The sequence below is a fragment of the Streptomyces sp. NRRL F-525 genome, from assembly GCF_000716605.1.
Lineage (GTDB): Bacteria > Actinomycetota > Actinomycetes > Streptomycetales > Streptomycetaceae > Streptomyces.
In genome coordinates, this window is the sequence record NZ_JNXE01000042.1 from 33,165 (window position 1) to 55,079 (window position 21,915).

Sequence of the window (21,915 nt, forward strand, 5' to 3'; positions counted from 1 at the left end):
GACCCGAGGACCAGGCACCGAAGATGAGCACCCGACTGATCCACCGTCCCGCCCGCACCACCCGCCCGCCGGCCGCCCCCGAGCCGCGCACGATAGAGGCGCCGCCCAACCTGCCCGAGGGCAAGGCCGGTTCCGTGCTGCACTCGCTGCTGCCGGTCGCCGGGGTCATGTCGTCCGTCGTGATGATGACCTTCGTGCGCAACAGCCAGTTCGCCGGGCTGGGCGCGATCATCCTCGTCGTCACCCTGGCCGGCTCCCTCGCCATGGCCTTCTCCCAGCGGGGCAAGGCCCAGCGCGTCCGCCGCACCCAGCGCGAGGCCTACCTCGCCTACCTGGAGGACCTGCGCGAACAACTGGCGAAGGAGGAACGCGAACGGCGCGAGCGCGCCCAGGTGCTCAACCCGCCGCCGGACGCGCTCTACGACATCGTCCGCGACCCCGCCCGGCTGTGGGAACGGCGCCGGACGGACGGGGACTTCCTGCGGGTGCGCGTCGGCACCGGGCAGATGCCGGTGCGTGATCTGCAGATCGCCCAGCAGGGCTCCTCCGCGCTCACCCCGCCCGACCAGTTCATGCTCAACGAGGCCTCCGCGCTGACCTCCCGCTTCAGCACCGGCACCGAACTCCCGCTCACCGTCCCGCTCGACCGCGTCGGCAACATCAGCGTCATCGGCCCGCGCGAGGACACCCTGCGCGTCGCCCGCGCGCTGCTCGTCCAGGCCGCCGCCACCCACGCGCCCGACGACGTCGCCCTGGCCGTCGCGGCCCCCGGCGACCGGCTGGCCGACTGGGAGTGGGTCAAGTGGCTGCCGCACCTGCTGGACACCGAGCAGTTCGACGGCCCGGTCGCCGCCCGCCGTATCGCCCCCTCGCTGCCCCAACTGGCCCGGCGGATCGGCGGTGAGCTGCGCCGCCGCGCCTCCTACGCGGCCGAGGTGCGCCGCGGCATGTCCGGCAAGGACGCGCTCGGCCTGACCTCCCGGCTCCTCGTCGTCGCCGACGGGCACGGGGACGACGCCGTCGACCTGCCGCGCCCCGACGACGCGGTCGGCCTGCGGGAGATGGGCGTCACCGTGCTGCACCTGCTCGACGAGCGGGTACGGGAGCCCGGCAGCGTCGGCGTGCGCATCACCGTCGACGGCGCCCGGACCGTCATCGAGGACCTGCGCGAGGCCGAGCCGATCAGCGCCCACGGCACGGTCGACGAGGTCGGCACCGCCCTCGCCGAGGGCCTGGCCCGAATGCTCGCCCCGCTGCGGCTGTCCGCGGAGTCCCTGGTCGGCGCCCCGCTGACCGGCCCGGTCGACTTCGCGGAACTGCTCGGCATCGACGACGTCGCCGACCTCGACCTGGACCGGCTGTGGGCGCCCCGCGGCGAACGCGCCTTCCTGCGCGTCCCGATCGGCGTCGGCGACAGCCACGAACCCGTGCTCCTCGACCTGAAGGAGTCCTCCGAGCTGGGCATGGGCCCGCACGGCCTCTGCGTCGGCGCCACCGGTTCCGGCAAGTCGGAGCTGCTGCGCACCCTCGTCCTCGCGCTGCTCGCCACCCATCCGCCGGAGGACCTCGCGCTGGTCCTCGTCGACTACAAGGGCGGAGCCACCTTCGCCCCCTTCGCGGACGTCCCGCACGTGGCGGGGGTGATCACCAACCTGGAGAACCAGGCCGGCCTCGTCGAACGCGTCCACGCCTCGCTCGCCGGCGAGGTCAAGCGCCGCCAGCAGGTCCTCAAGGAGGCGGGCAACGTCGCCGACATCGGCCACTACGCCGCCCTGCGCGCCGAGAAGCGCCCCGACCTCGAACCGCTGCCCCACCTGTTCGTCGTGATCGACGAGTTCGGCGAACTCCTCACCGCCAAGCCGGACTTCATCGACCTGTTCCTGTCCATCGGCCGCATCGGCCGCTCCATCGGCGTCCACCTGCTGCTCTCCAGCCAGCGCATCGAGGGCGGCAAGCTCAAGGGCCTCGACACCTATCTGTCGTACCGGCTCGGCCTGCGCACCTTCTCCGCCGACGAGTCCCGCACGGTCCTCGACACCACGGACGCCTTCCACCTGCCCCCGCTGCCCGGCTTCGGCTACCTCAAGGTCGACACCAGCCACTACGAGCGGTTCAAGGCGGGCTACGTCTCCGGCGCCTACAGCGGCCCCGTCCGGCGCGAGACCGAGGACACCGGGCCGCTCGCCCTGGAGTACCCGGCGTACAACACCCTGGGCCAGGGCGAGAGCACGGCACCCGAGGAGCCGCAGATGCGGCGCCGGGAGACCGGGCTGACCGAGATGGGCGTCATGGTCCGGCAGATAGAGAATGCCGACACCAGGTCCGTACGCCAGATCTGGCTGCCCCCGCTGCCCGCCGCCGTCGCCCTCGACCAGGTCGCCGGCCCCGTCGAGGTCGGCGCGCGCGGCATGCAGCTCGCCCGGCGCCGGGGCCCGCTCCAGGTGCCGCTGGGCGTCCTGGACGATCCCGCCCGGCAGTGGCAGGGCCAGTGGTACCTGGACCTCACGGTGGCGGGCGGCCACGCGGCGGTCATCGGCGGCCCCCAGTCCGGCAAGACCACCCTGCTGCGCACCCTCGCCCTGTCCCTGGCGCTCACCCACACCCCGCAGGAGGTCGGCGTCTACGGCCTCGACCTGGCCGGCGGCGGTCTGCAGGCGCTGTCCGGCCTGCCGCACGTGGGCGGGGTGGCCGGCCGGGCCGACCGGGAGCGGTGCGCCCGCACCGTCGACTCCGTACGCGGCATGCTGGACCAGCGCGAGGAGCTGTTCCGCCGCCACCGCATCGACTCCCTGGAACAGCTGCGCACCCTGCGCGCCGCGGGCCGCGTCCCCGAACTGGCCTCCACGGAGATCGTGTTGCTCGTCGACGGCTTCGGCGCCCTGCGCGACGACTTCGAGGAACTCGACGAAGGCGTCGGCGACATCCTCAAGCGCGGCAGCGGCTACGGCATCCACGTGGTCGCCGGCATGCTCCGCTGGAACGACGTGCGCATCGCCGCCCAGTCCCAGTTCGGCACGCGGGTGGAGCTCCGGCTGAACGACGCCGGCGAGTCCAGCATCGAGCGCAAACTCGCGCAGACCCTCTCGCCCGACGAGAAGGGCCGCGTCCTCACCGACAGCAAGCTCTTCGCCCAGGTCGCCCTGCCCCGCACGGACGGCGTCGCCGACACGGCCGACCTCGGCACGGTCCTGGAACACACGGCCCGTACGATCCGCGCGACCTGGTCCGGCGAGACCGCCCAGCCGGTCCGGGTCCTGCCGCACGTCCTGGAGCCGCACCTGCTGCCCGGTCCGGCGGCCGAACCGCGCCGGGTCCCGATCGGCCTCGACCAGACCCACCTGGCGCCCGTCCTGCTCGACCTGTTCGAGCACGACCAGCATCTGCTGATCATGGGCGACAGCGAGTGCGGCAAGACCAACCTGCTCCGGGCCGTCGTGGAGGGCCTGATCGAGCGCTACAGCGAGGACGAACTCGTCTTCGGCGTCATGGACCCGCGTCGCGGCCTGCGCGGCGCCGTCCCCGAGGAGTACCGGGGCGGCTACGCCTACAACGCCAAGCTGTGCGCGGGCCTGTCCGCGGGCATCGCCGGCGAACTGGAGAAGCGGCTGCCCGACGAGAGCGCGGACGGCGCGGACCTGGAACCGGGCAGCTGGGGCTCGGGCCCGCGGATCGTGATCCTCGTCGACGACTACGACGTCCTCACCACCGCCGGCCAGCAGCCGCTCGCGCCCTTCCTGCCGTACATCCCCTCGGCCCAGGACATCGGCCTCCACTTCGTCCTCACCCGCCGGGTCGCGGGCGCCTCCCGGGGCCTGTACGAGCCGCTGCTGCAGAGCCTGCGCGAGTCCGGCGCCTCGGCGCTGGTGATGGCGGGCGACCGCGGCGAGGGCCAGCTCTTCCCCGGTGTGTACGCCGGGCAGCAGCCGTCCGGCCGCGGCGTCCTGGTCCGCAGGGGCGAGCCGAACCGGCTGATCCAGACCGTCCACGCGGGAACCAGGCAGGCCGGCGTGGGCACAGGCAACGGGACGAGGTACCCATGACGAAGGATGTCGTCGCTCTCACCAGGACGATGCCCGACCCGCTGAGCGTGCTCGCCGGGCTGCTGGCCGGTGGCCCCGAGATGCTGGCGGGCGTCGAGGGGGACGGCGCGGTGGTACAGCTCTGCGACGAGCGGGGCCGTCCCCTCGTCTCCGTAGAGGCACCCCTGCTGGTGCGGGTCAGGGGAGAGGCGGCGCGGCTGCTCGGGGCGACCGAGCCCGAGGTGCCGTACTGGTGGACCGAGGCCCGTGCCACCACCGGCGTCAAGGAGGCCGAGGAACTCGCCGGCACCTTCGCGGCCCGCGTCGCCACCCTGGTCGGCGGCACCGCCTGGCCGCCGCAGGCGGCGCGGTCGCTGGCGGTGGTCGACACCGACGGGGTGCGCGCGGTGCCGGCCCCGGCCGCGGCGCAGCCCGCCGTGGACGTGCTCACCGACAAGGTCGCCGTGGTGATCCAGGACCGCCCGGTGGTCGCGATGACCGCCTGGCTCTCGGACGCCTTCCGGGCCGTCGCCAACGCCGGACTGGGCCTGCAGATCGTCACCCCCGCCGGCACCCGCCTGTCCCCGGCGGTCCGCGGCAGCCTGCCGGGCTGGCCCTCGCGCTGGGTCGTACAGGACAAGAAGGACGGCTACTACGACGGACTGTCCGGAGCCGTACTGCGCTGGGACAACGGCCTGTTCGTGACGGCCGGGTCCCCGGACGCGACGCCGGAGGACCCCCGCACCCCCGTGGCCGAGTCGTTCACCTCCGAGACCGCCGACGACGGCGAACGCCAACTGGCCGTCTCCTTCCGGGCCGTCCACCCGGCGGACGACCGCCTCGTGCTCGGCGGCGCCCTGGAAGCCGTATGGCGCGAGCTCACCGGAGAACCGCCGGCCGGCTGGGGCACCGAGGAGCCCGCCAACCTGCCTTGGTCGCTGCGGCAGTTGACCGACCTGGCCTACGAGCGGGCGCCCGAGCCGACCTGGCTGGTGGTCGTCGGCACTCCGGAGCGCCCGGGCCTCGCGACGGTCCGGATCAGCCGTACCGAGGCCGGTGTGGAGGAGGACGTCACGCTGGCGTTCGGCTACGGCCCGGGTGAGACGGTGCCGACGGACGCCGACGTGACCCGGGCGGCGGAGGTCCTCGCCACCCGGCACGATCTGCAGTCGATGCTGGTCCAGGTCCGGCGGGCCCGCCGCGACCTGTCCGTCCCGCCGCGCTTCGAGGGGCCCGGCGTCCCGTACGCCTTCGTCCTCGGTGCCGAGGAGGTGCGTGAGCTGCCTGGTGACCGGGCCAGGCGCACCCCGCTGCCGCGGCCGCCGCGGGAGTTGGGCCCGAAGAGGCGCCCGGCGTTGTACTACCCCTTCCCGGGCGACCCCTCGGACCTCGCGGGATGGACGGACTTCGAGCGGCTGATGAGGCACCTCAAGGGCGCCTGAGACGGCCGCTCAGCCCACCAGCGCCCGCTGCCGCTCACGGGCGGCCTCGGCCGCGTCACGCTTGAACGCCCACTCCATGCGGGGCTCGATCACGAAGCGGAACACCCGGCGTACGGGCGGGGTGCACAGCAGGGTGACGCCGGTGAGCGCGAGGGCGGTCACCAGGGCGACGCCGTAGGGCCGGTGCAGCCAGGTGTGGTCGTACAGGCCCGCGTAACCGGCGCCCTTGATCAGGAAGCCGTGCAGCAGATAGCCGTACAGGGTGCCCGCGCCGAGCGCCGTGAACCAGGTCGTGCGGCTCGGCACCCAGGAGTAGAAGGCAGCGGTCAGCAGCAGCGAGCAGCCGAACATCGCGAGCGTCATCACCGGCCCGACCCACCAGGGCGCGGCGAACTCCTGCGCGGAGTCGTGGTGGTAGAGCCAGCTCGCGTTCATCCGCGGCACCGCCCAGTAGCCGAACACCAGCGCGCCCACGAACACCGGCACCGCCAACTTCCGCGCCTCGGGCCGCCGCACCAGCCGGAAGTGCTCGGGCCGCAGGACCAGGCCGAGCACGAAGTACGGCAGGAACTGCGCCGTCCGCTGCAGATCGAAGTCGTCGGTCATGGCCGGGGTGCAGGAGGCGAGCATGGCGATGCCGAGGGCGATCGGCAGCGGGTGCCGGACCAGTTTCCAGATCGGGGTGGTGAGCCGCCAGATGAACAACGAGCAGAGGAACCAGGTGAGATACAGCGGGTCGAGCAGGGTGATCTGCTGGTGCGGGTCGTCGTTGGCGTAGCGGCTGAAGAGCGAGTACGCGATCTCGAACACGATGTACGGCAGCGCGACACCGGTGAGGAGCCGCTTCAGCCGGGCGGGGCTCATGTCGAAACTGCGGGAGAAATAGCCGGAGATGACGATGAACGCCGGCATGTGGAAGCTGTACACGACCATGTACAGGCCCTGGAGCACTCTGCTGTCGCCCTTCAGGGGCTCCCAGGAGTGCCCGATGGCGACCAACAGGATCGCCAGGTACTTCGCGTTGTCGAAGAACGCGTCGCGCGATTTGGGCTGTTCGTTCTTTTCGTTCTGTTTGCTCTGTTCGTTCTGGCCCGGGGGCGCGTCAACGTGGAACATCTGAGGCACCCTAGCGTTGCCTGTGGGAATCGGTGAAACCATCGGACGCGCGTCCGGAATCTGTTCACGATGTCACGATTCATCCCGATCAAAAGGCGCAAAAGGGCACACGGGGAAAGCCTGTTCATGTGCGCATGCCAATAATGCGAACGGACTGCGAACGCATCTGTGCCGAACCTTTGCGACCAACGATGCGTCACCCGCCGCATAGGTGGGCCGCGTTGGTGGCACGATGGTTCTGGCGGGGTGCGCGGGTTGCGTCCCCGGGCCGGGAGAGCGGACCGACCGAGGGTGTGATCAGTTGTGGCCATTTCACTGTCTGTGGTGCTGCTGTTGGCGATCATCCTGGTGGTGTTGATCCGAGGGGGATCGATCAAGGCCGGCCCAGCCATAGTCGCGATCCTCTTCGGCTTCTTCCTCGCCTCGACCGGGATGGCTCCGTCCATCAACCGGTTCATAAACTCACTGGCGGAGACGATCAACTCGATCAGCTTCTGACCCCGATCGCTTTCCGACGCTCGACCGACTTCCGGCGGAGGCGCGCGTGCGGCAGCGCACGGCAAGGGGTTCGACACCGACGAGCCGACGGTTCACCAAGGAGTCGGCGGGCGCCCTGTTCGCGGCGTTCGCCGCCTTCCTGCTCGCGCGCGACGTCACGTTCGACTACTTCCGGCACGCGCTGCCCGACTGGGCGTACAGGGCATCGGGCCTCGTCGGCCTCGCCGCGGCGCTCGCCGCCTACGGCCTCGCCTCGCTCTGGCTCCGACGGCTCCCCTGAAGCCTTCCCCTTCCGGCCAAAAGGCGGGGAACGCATCAGGGCCAGACCGAGGAGTGATCCTCCGGCCTGGCCCTGAGATGTCTGGAGCGGGCGACGGGAATCGAACCCGCGTAGCTAGTTTGGAAGACTAGTGCTCTACCATTGAGCTACGCCCGCACAGGACGCGCCGCAGGTCAGACGACCGCGGCACAGAAGGCATCGTAGCGGGTCGGGTGCCCTCAGCGCACACCGCATTCCCCATGCCCCCTCCGGCACCCCGGCGCTCGTGAAATGCGGCGGCTTCACCGCCTGCGGGCATGTACCCTACGTGTCGCACCAGACGGGGTGTGGCGCAGCTTGGTAGCGCGTCCGCTTTGGGAGCGGAAGGCCGTGGGTTCAAATCCCGCCACCCCGACCACCTGCCGGACCTCCGGGTCCGGTATCACACCAGTACCTCGCGGGATCGCCTTTTGGGGGGTCTCGTCGCTGCGGCTACTATGCAAGCTGCGCGCCCGTGTGTCTCTCACACTCTGAAGTCCTCCGGGCGACCAGAAACCGCCGGACCTGTCTGGGTCCGCAAACCAAGAAGTCAGCCCCCAAGGAGACCGAACCGTGAAGAGCGCCGTGGAGACCCTGAACCCGACCCGGGTTCGGCTCAGCATCGAGGTGCCCTTCGAGGAGCTCAAGGACAGCCTCGACGCGGCGTACAAGAAGATCAACCAGCAGGTCACGGTGAAGGGCTTCCGGAAGGGCAAGATCCCGGCGCGCGTCATCGACCAGCGGTTCGGCCGCGGTGCGGTCCTGGAGGAGGCGGTCAACGACGCGCTTCCGAAGTTCTACACCGAGGCGGTCAACGAGGCGGAGCTCAACCCGCTCGGCCAGCCCGAGGTCGACATCACGGAGCTGAAGGACGGCGAGACGCTGAACTTCACCGCCGAGGTCGACATCCGCCCGACCATCGAGATCCCGGACTACTCGGGCATCGAGGTCGAGGTCGACGCCGTGGAGGTCAGCGAGGCGGACATCGACGAGTCCGTCGAGCAGCTCCGCGAGCGCTTCGCGGCGACCTCCCCGGTCGAGCGCGCCGCCGTCGACGGTGACGTCGTCACCCTCGACCTGGAGGCCAAGGTCGACGGCGAGGTCCTCGAGGACGGCGTCGCCGAGGGCGTCTCCTACACCATCGGCTCCGGCGAGCTGCTCGAAGGCATCGACGAGGCCGTGACCGGCCTGGAGGCCGGTGGCGAGGCCACCTTCGCCTCCGAGCTCAAGGGCGGCTCCGCGGCCGGCCAGGAGGCCCAGGTCACCGTCAAGGTCACCCAGGTCGCCGCCCGCGAACTGCCCGCGCTGGACGACGAGTTCGCACAGCTCGCCTCCGAGTTCGACACCCTGGAGGAGCTGCGCGCGGACAGCCGCAAGCGCCTCGAGAACATGAAGCAGTACGACCAGGCCACGCAGGCCCAGGAGCGCGTCCTGGAGAAGCTGCTGGAGCTCGTCGAGGTGCCCGTCCCCGAGAAGCTGCTCGAGGACGAGATCAACACCCGCAAGCACAACCTGGAGCACCACCAGCTCGGCCAGATGGGCCTCGACCTCGAGAAGTACCTCGAGATCCAGGGCAAGACGGCCGAGGAGTTCGACACCGAGACCAAGGAAGCCGCGGTCAAGGGCATCAAGACGCAGTTCGTCCTCGACGAGCTCGTCAACAAGGAGAAGCTGAACGTCAACCAGGAGGAGCTCACCGAGCACCTCATGCGCCGCGCGGCCTCCTCCGGCATGTCCCCCGACCAGTTCGCCCAGGCCGTCGTAGAGGGCGGCCAGGTCCCCCTCCTGGTCGGCGAGGTCGCCCGCGGCAAGGCCCTGGCGGTCGTCGTAGAGGCGGCCACGGTCAAGGACACCAACGGCGAGATCGTCGACCTGGACGACGAGGACGAGACGGCGGAGACGACCACGGAGACGGCCGAGGCCGCGACCGAGGAGTAATCAGCCGTACGAGGGGCCCTGGGATGCGACAAGCCCCGGGGCCCTTTGTCGTACCGGCCACTGGGGCGCGCCCCAAAGGGGCGCGGGGCTGTATCGATTTGCGGCTCCGCCGCGCGGGCGCGCCCAGCCCCCACGGACCCGCAGCCCCGATACAAGCGCAACCACCCCACCCCAGGGGATTCCGCTCAGGCCAGCGCAGCGCATGCGCTGACAGCGAACAGTTCCCTTTGCGGGATTCCCCGGAGGGACCCGCGCGTTAGGGTCCATGAATACGAGGGCAGGGGAGTCCCCGTTGCCCCCGGCAGTACACGTGAGACGGCCCGGCGCCGTCGTAAAGACGAGCAGGTGGATACGTGACGAATCTGATGCCTACAGCCGCCGGCGAGCCCTCTATCGGTGGCCTCGGCGACCAGGTCTACAACCGGCTGCTCGGTGAGCGGATCATCTTCCTCGGTCAGGCGGTCGACGACGACATCGCCAACAAGATCACCGCGCAGCTCCTCCTCCTTGCCGCGGACCCCGACAAGGACATCTACCTCTACATCAACAGCCCCGGCGGCTCGATCACGGCCGGCATGGCGATCTACGACACCATGCAGTTCATCAAGAACGACGTGGTGACCATCGCCATGGGCCTCGCCGCCTCCATGGGCCAGTTCCTTCTCAGCGCGGGTACCCCGGGCAAGCGCTTCGCGCTGCCGAACGCCGAGATCCTGATCCACCAGCCCTCCGCCGGCCTGGCCGGTTCGGCCTCCGACATCAAGATCCACGCGGAGCGGCTGCTGCACACCAAGAAGCGCATGGCCGAGCTCACGTCCCAGCACACGGGCCAGAGCATCGAGCAGATCACCCGCGACTCGGACCGCGACCGCTGGTTCGACGCGCTGGAGGCCAAGGAGTACGGCCTCATCGACGACGTGATCCCCACGGCCGCCGGTATGCCGGGCGGTGGCGGCACCGGGGCCTGAGGCCCCAGGACAGCCACCAGCCGACCGCCACAGCCCCCAGGAGAGAGACAGTGAACAACTTCCCCGGCAACGGCCTGAACGACCACGCACGCGCCGAATACACGGCTCCCGCCGCCGAGTCCCGTTATGTGATCCCGCGTTTCGTCGAGCGCACCTCGCAGGGCGTCCGTGAGTACGACCCGTACGCGAAGCTCTTCGAGGAGCGCGTGATCTTCCTCGGTGTCCAGATCGACGACGCGTCGGCCAACGACGTCATGGCGCAGCTGCTGTGCCTGGAGTCGATGGACCCGGACCGCGACATCTCGATCTACATCAACAGCCCCGGTGGCTCCTTCACCGCGCTGACTGCGATCTACGACACGATGCAGTTCGTGAAGCCGGACGTCCAGACGGTCTGCATGGGCCAGGCCGCGTCCGCCGCCGCCGTCCTGCTGGCGGCCGGTACGCCGGGCAAGCGCATGGCGCTGCCGAACGCGCGCGTGCTGATCCACCAGCCGTACAGCGAGACGGGCCGGGGCCAGGTCTCCGACCTCGAGATCGCGGCCAACGAGATCCTCCGCATGCGTGCCCAGCTGGAGGACATGCTGGCCAAGCACTCGACGACCCCGCTGGACAAGATCCGCGAGGACATCGAGCGCGACAAGATCCTCACGGCCGAGGACGCCCTGGCGTACGGCCTGATCGACCAGATCATCTCCACCCGGAAGATGAACAACGCCGACGTCCGCTGACCCGGACCTGTATCGTCCACCACCCCTTGGCACGTCCACGTGGAAGTGAACCGTGCCAAGGGGGGCCCGAACGGGGGGCCCGGCAAGGTACCGTCGGACATAAGGCAGCACCAGGAGTCGCTGTACCCAGGCGGCTCCCAGGCGAAGGGGAAGCACACCGTGGCACGCATCGGTGACGGCGGCGATCTGCTCAAGTGCTCGTTCTGCGGCAAGAGCCAGAAGCAGGTCAAGAAGCTCATCGCAGGGCCCGGTGTGTACATCTGCGACGAGTGCATCGACCTCTGCAACGAGATCATCGAGGAAGAACTCGCGGAGACGAGCGAGGTCCGCTGGGAGGAACTCCCCAAGCCCCGCGAGATCTACGAGTTCCTCGAGGGCTACGTCGTCGGCCAGGAGTCGGCGAAGAAGGCGCTCTCGGTCGCGGTGTACAACCACTACAAGCGCGTCCAGGCCGGTGAGAACGGCGGCGGCCAGAGCCGCGAGGACGCCATCGAGCTGGCGAAGTCCAACATCCTCCTGCTCGGCCCCACGGGCTCGGGCAAGACCCTCCTCGCCCAGACCCTGGCCCGCATGCTGAACGTGCCGTTCGCGATCGCCGACGCGACCGCGCTCACGGAGGCGGGCTATGTCGGCGAGGACGTCGAGAACATCCTGCTGAAGCTCATCCAGGCCGCCGACTACGACGTCAAGAAGGCCGAGACGGGCATCATCTACATCGACGAGATCGACAAGGTCGCCCGCAAGAGCGAGAACCCGTCGATCACGCGTGATGTGTCCGGCGAGGGCGTCCAGCAGGCCCTGTTGAAGATCCTGGAGGGCACCACGGCCTCGGTCCCGCCGCAGGGCGGCCGTAAACACCCCCACCAGGAGTTCATCCAGATCGACACGACGAACGTCCTGTTCATCGTGGGCGGCGCCTTCTCGGGCCTGGAGAAGCTCATCGAGTCCAGGGCCGGCGCCAAGGGCATCGGCTTCGGCGCGACGATCCGCTCGAAGCGGGAGCTGCAGGCCAAGGACCAGTTCGAGGACGTCATGCCCGAGGACCTGGTGAAGTTCGGCATGATCCCCGAGTTCATCGGCCGGCTGCCCGTCATCACCTCGGTCCACAACCTGGACCGCGAGGCCCTGCTCCAGATCCTCATCGAGCCGCGCAACGCACTCGTCAAGCAGTACGAGCGCCTCTTCGAACTCGACGGTGTGGAGCTGGACTTCGAGCGCGAGGCCCTCGAGGCCATCGCCGACCAGGCCATCCTCCGCCAGACCGGCGCGCGCGGCCTGCGCGCCATCATGGAGGAAGTCCTCCAGGGCGTCATGTACGAGGTCCCGTCCCGCAAGGACGTGGCCCGGGTCGTCATCACGGCGGACGTCGTCCTGTCGAACGTCAACCCGACCCTGATCCCGCGTGACGCGCGGGGCCGCGGTCCGGGCGAGCAGAAGACGGCGTAACAGCCGCACCCAGTACGACACGAAGGGCGCCCGGTCGGTCAACCGACCGGGCGCCCTTCGTAGTTGAAGCCTCGGGGCTAGCTCTTCACCCGAACTTCCTTGCGCAGCTTGGTCGTCATGGAGACGGCGGTGTCCTTGGACACGTCGGTCGTGTTGTCACCGGGGGAGACCATCGCGATGGTGCTGTAGTCGGCCCAGGCGCAGAACCAGTCGGTCTGCGTCTTCTTGGTCGCCTGGTTGGTGCCCTTGGCCGCCTGGCACTTCATGACCGCGCCGTCGACGTCGACCGACTCGGGGTCCCCGACCAGCTGGCTGCCGCCCGACGAACTGCTGGAGGAGCCGCTCTGCTTGACGTCCTTCTGGATGTCCGCGAAGAACGCGTCGAGGGCCTTCTGCGGATCGGCGATCTTGCCGTAGGCGCCGATGAGCGAGATGCCCTTGGCCGTGAGCAGCTCCGCCGCGCTGGGCGCGGTGGAGGGGTCGCTGGGGTTGTAGCCGCTCAGGTCGGCCGTCGTGTAGGCGCCGAAGACGGCGGTGCCGTTCTTGACGCCGCTCTTCTCCAGGTCCTTCACGGTCGACGAGCCGCTGTCGCTGGTGTCGCCGTCCTTGGTCGCCCGGCTGTAGTCACCGAGCACCTTCGCCGGCGTCGTCAGCTTGTGCGGACCGTCGTCCGCGAGACCGGATCCGCTGCCGCCGGCCAGCAGGAAGTAGGCGCCGACGGCCACCGCGGCGACCACCGCGACCGCACCGATGACCAGCCCCGTCTTCTTCTTGCCGCCGCCCGCGGGAGGCTGCGGAACCCCGTACGGCGGCTGCCCGTAAGGAGGTTGGCCGTACGGCGGCTGCTGACCGTACGGCGGCTGCGGCTGGCCGTAGGGTCCCTGCGGCGGGACGCCCTGCGGGGGCTGCTGCGCCGGGTAGCCGTAGCCGGGCTGGGCGGGGGGAGCCTGCTGGGGGTAGCCGTAGCCGGGCTGGGGGGCGCCCTGCGGCGCCTGCTGGGGAGGCTGGCCGTAGGGACCCGGCTGACCGTACGGACCGGGCTGCTGAGGCTGCCCGTCGTACGGGCCCGGCTGGTTGTAGCTCATTTCTGGGTTCCCCTCCAGATGCTTATGTGATCCCGACATCCTGGCCCAGTCACAGGAAGCGCAGAGCATCGGGGGGCGCACCGTTACAGAACAAACGCGTTTCGGGACACCCCCGCGACACCCCTAAACTGGGCCCGTGACCGAGAACGCTCAGCAGCAGCCACCAGCGCCCGACTCCGAACTGCCGACCCAGTACGCGCCGGCCGATGTAGAGGGGCCGCTGTACGAGCGCTGGGTGGAGCGGGGTTACTTCGAGGCGGACGCGAAGAGCGAGAAGCCGCCGTACACGATCGTCATCCCGCCGCCGAACGTCACGGGCTCGCTCCACCTGGGGCACGCCTTCGAGCACACGCTCATCGACGCCCTCACGCGCCGCAAGCGCATGCAGGGCTACGAGACGCTGTGGCAGCCCGGCATGGACCACGCCGGCATCGCCACGCAGAACGTCGTCGAGCGCGAGCTGGGCAAGGAGGGCAAGTCCCGCCACGACCTGGGCCGGGAGGCGTTCGTCGAGCGCGTCTGGCAGTGGAAGGGCGAGTCCGGCGGCCAGATCTCCGGCCAGATGCGCCGCCTCGGCGACGGTGTCGCGTGGTCGCGCGAGCGCTTCACGATGGACGAGGGCCTGTCCCAGTCCGTCCAGACCATCTTCAAGCGGCTCTACGACGACGAGTTGATCTACCGCGCCGAGCGCATCATCAACTGGTGCCCGCGCTGTCTCACCGCGATCTCCGACATCGAGGTCGAGTACCAGGACGACGACGGCGAGCTCGTCTCCATGAAGTACGGCGAGGGTGACGAGACGATCGTCGTCGCCACAACTCGCGCCGAGACCATGCTCGGTGACACGGCCGTCGCCGTTCACCCCGACGACGAGCGGTACAAGCACCTCGTCGGCAAGCTCATCAGGCTGCCGCTGACCGACCGTTCCATCCCGGTCGTCGCGGACGAGCACGTCGACCCCGAGTTCGGCACGGGTGCCGTGAAGGTCACCCCGGCCCACGACCCGAACGACTTCGAGATCGGCCAGCGGCACGACCTGCCGGCCATCACGGTCATGGACGAGCACGCCGTCATCACCGTCCCCGGCCCCTTCCAGGGCCAGGACCGCCTCGAAGCCCGCTCCGCGATCGTCGCCGCCCTGCGCGCCGAGGGCCGGATCGTCGCCGAGAAGCGGCCCTACGTCCACTCGGTCGGCCACTGCTCGCGCTGCAAGACGACCATCGAGCCGCGGCTGTCCATGCAGTGGTGGGTCAAGGTCGCCCCGCTCGCGAAGGCGGCCGGCGACGCGGTCCGCGACGGCCGGGTCAAGATCCACCCGCAGGAGATGGAGAAGCGCTACTTCGACTGGGTCGACAACCTCCACGACTGGTGCATCTCACGGCAGTTGTGGTGGGGCCACCGCATCCCGGTCTGGTACGGCCCGAACGGCGAGGTCGTCTGCGTCGGCCCCGACGACGAGGCCCCCACGGGCGAGGGCTGGCACCAGGACACCGACGTCCTCGACACCTGGTTCTCCTCCGGCCTGTGGCCCTTCTCCACCCTCGGCTGGCCCGAACAGACCGAGTCGCTCGCGAAGTTCTACCCGAACTCCGTCCTGGTCACCGGCTACGACATCCTCTTCTTCTGGGTCGCCCGGATGATGATGTTCGGCCTCTACGCGATGGACGGCACTCCGCCGTTCCACACCATCGCCCTGCACGGCATGGTCCGCGACCAGTTCGGCAAGAAGATGTCCAAGTCCTTCGGGAACGCGGTCAATCCGCTCGACTGGATGGACAAGTACGGCTCCGACGCGCTCCGTTTCACCCTCGCGCGCGGCGCCAACCCGGGCGTCGACGTCCCGATCGGCGAGGACTGGGTCCAGGGCTCCCGCAACTTCGCCAACAAGCTCTGGAACGCGACCCGTTTCGCCCTCATGAACGGCGCGACGATCGAGGGCGAACTCCCGGACGCCGAGCGCCTGTCGGCGACCGACCGCTGGATCCTGTCCCGCCTCAACTCCACGGTCGCCGAAGTCGACGCGCTCTACGAGGACTACCAGTTCGCGAAGCTCTCCGACGCGCTGTTCCACTTCGCGTGGGACGAAGTCTTCGACTGGTACGTCGAGTTGTCCAAGACGACGTTCATGGCGGGCGGCGAACCGGCCGAGGTCTCCAAGCGTGTCCTCGGCGAAGTCCTCGACGTCACCCTGAAGTTGCTCCACCCGATCGTCCCGTTCGTCACGGAGACCCTCTGGACGACCCTCACGGGCGGCGAGTCGATCGTCATCGCCGACTGGCCGAAGGACTCGGGCTTCCGTGACCCGGCAGCCGAGCGTGAGATCGAGACGCTCCAGCAGGTCATCACCGAGGTCCGCCGCTTCCGCGCCGACCAGGGCCTCCAGCCCGGCCAGCGCGTCCCGGCCCGCCTCACCCTGGACGGCACGGCCCTGGCCCCCCACGAGGCCGCCATCCGCCAGCTCCTCCGCCTCCAGCCGGAGGGCGACGCCTTCGCGGCGACGGCCACCCTCCCGGTCGGCGGCGCCACGGTCGCCCTCGACCTCTCCGGCACGATCGACATCGCGGCGGAGCGGAAGCGCCTCGCGAAGGATCTGGCGGCGGCCGAGAAGGAGCGCCAGCAGGCCGAGGCCAAGCTCGGCAACGAGGCGTTCCTGGCCAAGGCCCCCGACAACGTGGTCGACAAGATCCGCGGCCGCCTGTCCAAGGCCGACGAGGACATCACCCGCATCAAGACCCAGCTGGACGCGTTGCCGGAGGCGTAGGGATTTGTAGTCAGGTGAAGGCCCCGGTGCTTTTCAGCGCCGGGGCCTTCATCCCCTAGGGGCGCGGGGAACTGCGCGACCAGCCCCCACCGGCCCGCAGACGAAAGACCACGCAGACCTCCGTAGACTGACCGTGTGACTGACAGCGACCCGTTCGAAGAGATCGTCGCCGCCGAGACCGACCGCGACCCAGATCTCGCGGTCATCGAGGCCGGCAGCCGCACCCTCCGCACCCAGGGCACCGGCACCCCCCAGCCAGACGTACCCGGCCGCCCGGAAGACCCCCAGCTGGACGCCGCCCTCCGCAAGGTAGAGGCCGACCTCGCCACCCGCTGGGGCGAAACCAAACTCGAACCCTCAGTCACCCGCATCGCCGCCCTGATGGACGTCCTGGGCGACCCCCAGCGCTCGTACCCCTCGATCCACATCACGGGAACGAACGGCAAGACCTCCACGGCCCGCATGATCGAGGCCCTCCTCGGCGCCTTCGAGCTCCGCACAGGCCGCTACACCTCCCCCCACGTCCAGTCGATCACCGAGCGCATCAGCCTCGACGGCGCCCCGATCTCCGCCGAACGCTTCATCGAGACGTACGAGGACATCAAGCCGTACGTCGAGATGGTCGACGCCCAGCAGGAGTTCCGCCTGTCGTTCTTCGAGGTGCTCACGGGCATGGCGTACGCCGCGTTCGCGGACGCGCCGGTCGACGTGGCCGTCGTAGAGGTCGGCATGGGCGGCACCTGGGACGCCACGAACGTCATCGACGCCGCCGTCGCCGTGGTCACCCCCATCGACCTCGACCACACCGACCGCCTCGGCGAGACGACAGGCGAGATCGCCACCGAGAAGGCCGGCATCGTCAAGCAGGACGCGACCGTGATCCTGGCGCAGCAGCCGGTGGACGCGGCGCAGGTGCTGCTGAAGAAGGCCGTCGAGGTGGACGCGACCGTGGCCCGCGAGGGGCTGGAGTTCGGGGTCGTGTCCCGGCAGGTCGCCGTCGGCGGGCAGTTGGTCAACCTCCGTGGGCTGGGCGGCGAGTACGAGGAGATCTACCTCCCGCTGCACGGCCCCTACCAGGCGCACAACGCGGCCGTGGCGCTCGCCGCCGTAGAAGCGTTCTTCGGGGTCGGGGCGCAGCGGCCCGATCCGCTCTCGATCGACACCGTGCGGAAGGCCTTCGCGTCCGTCACCTCGCCCGGGCGGCTGGAGGTGGTGCGGCGCTCGCCGACCGTCGTGCTGGACGCGGCGCACAACCCGGCGGGCGCCCGCGCCACCGCCGAGGCCGTGGCGGAGGCGTTCGACTTCAGCAAGCTGATCGGAGTCGTGGGCGCCAGCGGCGACAAGAACGTGCGCGGGCTGCTCGAAGCGTTCGAGCCGATGTTCGCCGAGGTCGTCGTCACGCAGAACTCCAGTCACCGCGCGATGGACGTGGACGAGCTGGCCGGGATCGCCGTCGAGGTGTTCGGCGACGAGCGCGTGCAGGTCGAGCCGCGGCTGCCCGACGCGCTGGAGGCCGCGATCACGCTGGCCGAGGAGGACGGCGAGTTCGCGGGCGGCGGTGTGCTCGTCACCGGTTCCGTCATCACCGTCGGTGAAGCCCGACTGCTCCTGGGGAGGGGCTGACCTTCCGTGCGTACGCTCTGTTCTTCCACGCTGATCGGCGAGTTCTTCGTGATCGGCTTCGCCGGGCTCGTGGCCATGAAGGACCCGGACCTGGCCACCTCCACCGTGTGGACCGTGTGCGGGATCGCGATGTTCCTGTCCGTCGCGCTGTGCGGCGTGGTGACCCGGCCGGCCGGCACCGCGCTCGGCTGGGCGCTGCAGATCGCGCTGATCGCGTCGGGCGTGGTCGTGCCGTCCATGTTCTTCCTCGGGGCGATCTTCGCGGCCCTGTGGTGGGCCTCGGTGCACTACGGCCGGAAGATCGACGAGGCGAAGGCGCGGTTCGCGGCACAGGCCGCGCAGGCCGGCTCCACTACACCTGACGTTGCGTAATGGGCGCATGGACACGCCCTGTAGCCTCGGCCTTGTCGTGAGACGACCGTGACACGACCATGAGCCGACCCGCACCATCATGATCAGAAGGAGTCCTGTCGTGACCCAGCGCACCCTCGTCCTGCTCAAGCCCGACGCCGTACGTCGTGGCCTGACCGGCGAGATCATCAGCCGGATCGAGCGCAAGGCCGGCTGGCAGATCACCGCGCTGGAGCTGCGCACCCTGGACCAGGACACCCTGGAGCAGCACTACGGCGAGCACAAGGGCAAGCCGTTCTACGAGCCGCTGATGGAGTTCATGGCCTCCGGCCCGGTGCTCGCGCTGATCGTCGAGGGCGACCGGGTGATCGAGGGCGTACGCCAGCTGGCCGGTCCGACCGACCCGATCGCCGCCGCGCCGGGATCGATCCGCGGCGACTTCGGAGTCATCGTCCGCGAGAACCTGATCCACGCCTCGGACTCGGAGGAGTCCGCCGAACGCGAGGTGAAGATCTTCTTCCCCGGGCGCGGCTGAATCTCCATCAGTAACCCACATGCCTGACCAGGGGCGGCCGTGTTTTTCCGGCCGTCTCTTGGCATATGCGTGCCGATCGGGGGAACGAGTGCCCCCGTTGGGCCGTCTCCACAAGCGAGGCCGCGCCTCACATGCTGACAATGGCGAAGACCCTCGCGCAGTGTTCGTGATGGCGCGTCTACGATGGAAGCCTTCACGTCACAGCACCCACTTCGCCGACCTGAAAAGCCCTCAAAAGCTCCCGGGAAGGCCAGACGAATCCTGATGGGGAACTCAATGTCGTTCATCGGCCGTGACATGGCTGTCGACCTCGGGACCGCCAACACGCTGGTGTACGTCAGGGGTCGCGGGATCGTACTCAACGAGCCGTCCGTCGTCGCGATCAACACCAACACCGGTGGCATTCTCGCGGTCGGCTCCGAAGCCAAGAAGATGATCGGGCGCACGCCCGGCAACATCGTTGCCGTACGTCCGCTGAAGGACGGTGTCATCGCCGACTTCGAGATCACCGAGCGCATGCTCCGCTACTTCATCCTGAAGATCCACAAGCGGCGCTATCTGGCCCGCCCCCGCGTCGTCGTCTGTGTGCCCTCGGGCATCACGGGCGTCGAGCGCCGTGCCGTCATCGAGGCGTCGTCCCAGGCCGGCGCCCGCCAGGTGCACATCATCGAGGAGCCCATGGCCGCGGCCATCGGTTCCGGCCTGCCGGTCCACGAGGCCACGGGCAACATGGTGGTGGACATCGGCGGCGGCACCACGGAGGTCGCGGTCATCTCGCTCGGTGGCATCGTCACCGCCCAGTCCATCCGCGTCGCGGGCGACGAGTTGGACAACGCGATCATCCAGCACATCAAGAAGGAGTACTCGCTCCTTCTGGGTGAGCGGACGGCTGAGCAGATCAAGATCACGATTGGTTCCGCGTACGACCTCGACGACGACCAGCACACCGAAATCCGCGGCCGGGACCTGGTCTCCGGCCTGCCCAAGACCGTAGTCATCTCCGCCGGCGAAGTCCGCAAGGCGATCGAAGAGCCCGTCAACGCGATCGTCGACGCGGTGAAGACGACCCTCGACAAGTGCCCGCCGGAGCTGTCCGGCGACATCATGGACCGAGGAATCGTTCTGACCGGCGGCGGAGCCCTGCTGAAGGGTCTCGACGAGCGGCTGCGCCGGGAGACCGGCATGCCGATCCACATCGCCGAGGACCCGCTCGACAGCGTGGCGCTCGGCTCCGGCAAGTGCGTCGAGGAGTTCGAGGCGCTCCAGCAGGTTCTGGACGCCCAGCCGCGCAGATGACGTAACGCTTCGATTCCGCCGTACGGGATGATCTCCTCTCGTGCGGCGGATCGTTGATACGGAGGCATAGGCTCCGACATAAGCCTTTGTTTCCGTCTGCACGTACAACTCCCGCTCGTACAACACCTCCATACCTGAACCTCTGCACATTTCTATGAGGAAGGCACGGCCGCCGCACGTGAGGGACACACGAGAGAGCCGGCTGCTCCTGGTGCTGCTGATCGCCGTAGCGTTCGCGTTGATCACGGTGGACATCCGGGGAGGGCAGGACTCGCCGGTCGACGGAGCCCGCCGGGCCGCGGCCACTGTGTTCGGCCCGATCGAGAACGGCGTGTCGTCCGCCGTCAATCCGGTCGGTGACGCGGTCTCCGCGGTCCGCGACTCCGGTGAGCGGCACGACCGGCTCGCCGTCCTGGAGAAGGAGAACGCGGCCCTCAAGGCGAAGCTCGGCAGCGACGACCGCAACCGCAGCCGCCTGACCCAGCTGGACAAGATGCTGAAGGTGGCCGGCGAGGGCCAGTACGGCATCAAGGGCGCCCAGGTCATCGCGATAGGAGCCGCGCAGAGCTTCTCCTGGACGATCACCATCGACGTCGGCGCCAACGACGGCATCAAGCGCGACATGACCGTCCTGAACGGCAACGGACTGGTCGGGCGCGTGACGACCGTCGGCCCGGACGCCTCCACCGTCCTCCTCGCCAACGACCCCGACTTCACCGTCGGCACCCGCATGGAGGGCAACGACGAACTCGGCTTCGCCTCCGGCGAGGGCGACGGCCCGCTGCGCGTCGAACTCCTCAACGGCAAGGCGGAGGTGCAGAAGGGCGACCGGCTGGTCACCTTCGGCTCGCAGGCCGACAAGCCGTTCGTGCCCGGTGTCCCGGTCGGTGTCGTCTCCCGCGTCGACCCCTCCGGCGGCGGCCTGACCCGCACGCTGTACGTCACGCCGTACGTGAACTTCACCAAGCTCGACATCGTCGGCGTGGTCGTGGAGGCCCCGAAGAAGGACCCGCGTGACACGGTCCTGCCCGCGAAGCCCAAGCCGACCCCGACCCCGACGGTGACCGTCACGGTCACCCCGTCCGCGAACGCGCCGGTCGACGGCCAGCAACAGCAGTAGGAGCCCCTCCCCATGCGTGTCAACCGGATCCTGCTCTCCGTGCCGCTGGTCGTCGTCGCCCTCGTGATCCAGGTGAGCGTCCTCGCCCGCCTCCACCTCCCGGGCGCCGTCCCCGACCTGCTCCTCCTCACGGTCCTCGGCCTCGCCATGGTCTACGGCCATGTCTCGGGCGCCCTCATCGGCTTCGGCGCGGGTCTCCTCGCCGACCTGGCCCCGCCCGCCGACCACGCGGCCGGCCGGTACGCCCTCGTCCTGTGCGTCATCGGCTACCTCGCGGGCCTGGCCAAGCCGGAGAACGGCCGCCTGAAGTCGGCCACCGGCCCGATGGCCGTCGTGGTCGCCGCCGCGATCGGCGCCACCCTGCTCTACGCCGGTGTCGGCGCCCTCGTCGGCGACACCGCCGCCCGCCATGTCGGCCTCGGCAGCCTGCTGTTCACGGCCTCGCTGTACGACCTGCTGCTCGCGCCGTTCGTCGTCCCCGGGATCATGGCGCTGGCCCGGCGCGCCGACAACGACCCGCTCGCGGAGACGAACGCGGCCAAGTCGGCCGACATCTCCTCGGGTTGGCTCTCCTCCGGCACCGGCCTGAAGATCGGCGGCCAGCGCGGCGGCCTGAAGATGAAGACCGCTCGCGCCCGCGTGGCCCGTGCGGGACGTATCAAGGGGGTCAAGAGGCTTTGAACTCCGG

At 69.6% G+C, this 21,915-nt stretch carries 17 protein-coding genes and 2 tRNA genes; 16 read left to right on the plus strand and 3 right to left on the minus strand.

Annotated features, from left to right (window positions below; all coding sequences use genetic code 11):
• Positions 1–23: 23 nt before the first annotated feature.
• Positions 24–4,040 (plus strand): type VII secretion protein EccCa, encoded by a 4,017-nt coding sequence (gene eccCa / locus OO69_RS40125; protein ID WP_051801571.1) that lies wholly within the window; start codon positions 24–26, stop codon positions 4,038–4,040.
• A complete protein-coding gene (locus tag OO69_RS40130; RefSeq protein WP_033285883.1) occupies positions 4,037–5,461 on the plus strand; it encodes a DUF6177 family protein in 1,425 nt (474 codons plus the stop codon). Before eccCa ends, OO69_RS40130 begins: the two co-directional genes overlap by 4 nt.
• A gap of 9 nt (positions 5,462–5,470) precedes the next feature.
• On the opposite strand, the gene OO69_RS40135 is transcribed toward OO69_RS40130, so the two are convergent.
• Positions 5,471–6,577, minus strand: a complete 1,107-nt coding sequence (locus tag OO69_RS40135; RefSeq protein WP_033285884.1) for an acyltransferase family protein — start codon at positions 6,575–6,577, stop codon at positions 5,471–5,473.
• A gap of 303 nt (positions 6,578–6,880) precedes the next feature.
• Between OO69_RS40135 and OO69_RS40140 the strand changes: the two genes are divergently transcribed.
• Together OO69_RS40140 and OO69_RS40145 are read left to right on the plus strand one after the other, a co-directional pair.
• Positions 6,881–7,075, plus strand: coding sequence for a hypothetical protein (locus OO69_RS40140; RefSeq protein WP_026151384.1), 195 nt, complete (start codon positions 6,881–6,883; stop codon positions 7,073–7,075).
• A gap of 46 nt (positions 7,076–7,121) precedes the next feature.
• Positions 7,122–7,355, plus strand: coding sequence for a hypothetical protein (locus OO69_RS40145; protein ID WP_033285885.1), 234 nt, complete (start codon positions 7,122–7,124; stop codon positions 7,353–7,355).
• Between the two features lie 82 nt (positions 7,356–7,437).
• Here the strand turns inward: OO69_RS40145 and OO69_RS40150 are convergent.
• Positions 7,438–7,511: transfer RNA gene (locus tag OO69_RS40150), tRNA-Gly, on the minus strand.
• Positions 7,512–7,675: 164 nt separating this feature from the next.
• Between OO69_RS40150 and OO69_RS40155 the strand changes: the two genes are divergently transcribed.
• The 5 genes from OO69_RS40155 to clpX all read left to right on the plus strand — a co-directional run bounded on the left by OO69_RS40155 (position 7,676) and on the right by clpX (position 12,456).
• Positions 7,676–7,752, plus strand: a tRNA-Pro gene (locus OO69_RS40155).
• Between the two features lie 194 nt (positions 7,753–7,946).
• On the plus strand, positions 7,947–9,311 hold the full coding sequence (gene tig, locus OO69_RS40160; RefSeq protein ID WP_033285886.1) for a trigger factor: 1,365 nt from the start codon (positions 7,947–7,949) through the stop codon (positions 9,309–9,311).
• A gap of 365 nt (positions 9,312–9,676) precedes the next feature.
• On the plus strand, positions 9,677–10,279 hold the full coding sequence (locus OO69_RS40165; protein ID WP_033285987.1) for an ATP-dependent Clp protease proteolytic subunit: 603 nt from the start codon (positions 9,677–9,679) through the stop codon (positions 10,277–10,279).
• A gap of 50 nt (positions 10,280–10,329) precedes the next feature.
• Positions 10,330–11,010, plus strand: a complete 681-nt coding sequence (locus OO69_RS40170; protein WP_033285887.1) for an ATP-dependent Clp protease proteolytic subunit — start codon at positions 10,330–10,332, stop codon at positions 11,008–11,010.
• Between the two features lie 159 nt (positions 11,011–11,169).
• On the plus strand, positions 11,170–12,456 hold the full coding sequence (clpX, locus tag OO69_RS40175; RefSeq protein WP_033285988.1) for an ATP-dependent Clp protease ATP-binding subunit ClpX: 1,287 nt from the start codon (positions 11,170–11,172) through the stop codon (positions 12,454–12,456).
• Between the two features lie 77 nt (positions 12,457–12,533).
• On the opposite strand, the gene OO69_RS40180 is transcribed toward clpX, so the two are convergent.
• A complete protein-coding gene (locus OO69_RS40180) occupies positions 12,534–13,541 on the minus strand; it encodes a membrane protein (protein WP_033285888.1) in 1,008 nt (335 codons plus the stop codon).
• Positions 13,542–13,677: 136 nt separating this feature from the next.
• Here OO69_RS40180 and OO69_RS40185 point away from each other — a divergent pair, with 136 nt between their 5' ends.
• The 7 genes from OO69_RS40185 (at position 13,678) to mreD (ending at position 21,908) form a co-directional block, all read left to right on the plus strand.
• Complete coding sequence (locus OO69_RS40185) at positions 13,678–16,302, plus strand: valine--tRNA ligase (protein ID WP_033285889.1); 2,625 nt, start codon at positions 13,678–13,680, stop codon at positions 16,300–16,302.
• Between the two features lie 135 nt (positions 16,303–16,437).
• The gene (gene folC, locus OO69_RS40190; RefSeq protein WP_033285890.1) at positions 16,438–17,925 is read left to right on the plus strand and encodes a bifunctional tetrahydrofolate synthase/dihydrofolate synthase; all 1,488 of its coding nucleotides are present in this window, start codon (positions 16,438–16,440) and stop codon (positions 17,923–17,925) included.
• Between the two features lie 6 nt (positions 17,926–17,931).
• A complete protein-coding gene (locus tag OO69_RS40195; RefSeq protein WP_033285891.1) occupies positions 17,932–18,297 on the plus strand; it encodes a DUF4233 domain-containing protein in 366 nt (121 codons plus the stop codon).
• A gap of 100 nt (positions 18,298–18,397) precedes the next feature.
• Positions 18,398–18,811 carry a nucleoside-diphosphate kinase gene (gene ndk, locus OO69_RS40200; RefSeq protein ID WP_033285892.1) on the plus strand — a complete coding sequence of 138 codons (414 nt, stop codon included), beginning with the start codon at positions 18,398–18,400 and terminating at the stop codon, positions 18,809–18,811.
• Between the two features lie 276 nt (positions 18,812–19,087).
• Complete coding sequence (locus OO69_RS40205; protein ID WP_019065566.1) at positions 19,088–20,107, plus strand: rod shape-determining protein; 1,020 nt, start codon at positions 19,088–19,090, stop codon at positions 20,105–20,107.
• Positions 20,108–20,285: 178 nt separating this feature from the next.
• The gene (gene mreC / locus OO69_RS40210; RefSeq protein ID WP_033285893.1) at positions 20,286–21,227 is read left to right on the plus strand and encodes a rod shape-determining protein MreC; all 942 of its coding nucleotides are present in this window, start codon (positions 20,286–20,288) and stop codon (positions 21,225–21,227) included.
• Between the two features lie 12 nt (positions 21,228–21,239).
• Entirely contained in the window at positions 21,240–21,908 is a 669-nt protein-coding gene (gene mreD, locus OO69_RS40215; protein ID WP_033285894.1) for a rod shape-determining protein MreD, read from the plus strand.
• The last annotated feature ends 7 nt before the right edge of the window (positions 21,909–21,915 follow it).

Bases quoted from the DNA above. Each gene is read 5' to 3' on its own strand.
- OO69_RS40130 (WP_033285883.1), top strand. From the start codon at position 4,037: ATGACGAAGGATGTCGTCGCTCTCACCAGGACGATGCCCGACCCGCTG.
- OO69_RS40135 (WP_033285884.1), bottom strand. From the start codon at position 6,577: ATGTTCCACGTTGACGCGCCCCCGGGCCAGAACGAACAGAGCAAACAG.
- OO69_RS40165 (WP_033285987.1), top strand. From the start codon at position 9,677: ATGCCTACAGCCGCCGGCGAGCCCTCTATCGGTGGCCTCGGCGACCAG.
- mreD (WP_033285894.1), top strand. From the start codon at position 21,240: ATGCGTGTCAACCGGATCCTGCTCTCCGTGCCGCTGGTCGTCGTCGCC.
- eccCa (WP_051801571.1), top strand. From the start codon at position 24: ATGAGCACCCGACTGATCCACCGTCCCGCCCGCACCACCCGCCCGCCG.
- OO69_RS40180 (WP_033285888.1), bottom strand. From the start codon at position 13,541: ATGAGCTACAACCAGCCGGGCCCGTACGACGGGCAGCCTCAGCAGCCC.
- OO69_RS40205 (WP_019065566.1), top strand. From the start codon at position 19,088: ATGTCGTTCATCGGCCGTGACATGGCTGTCGACCTCGGGACCGCCAAC.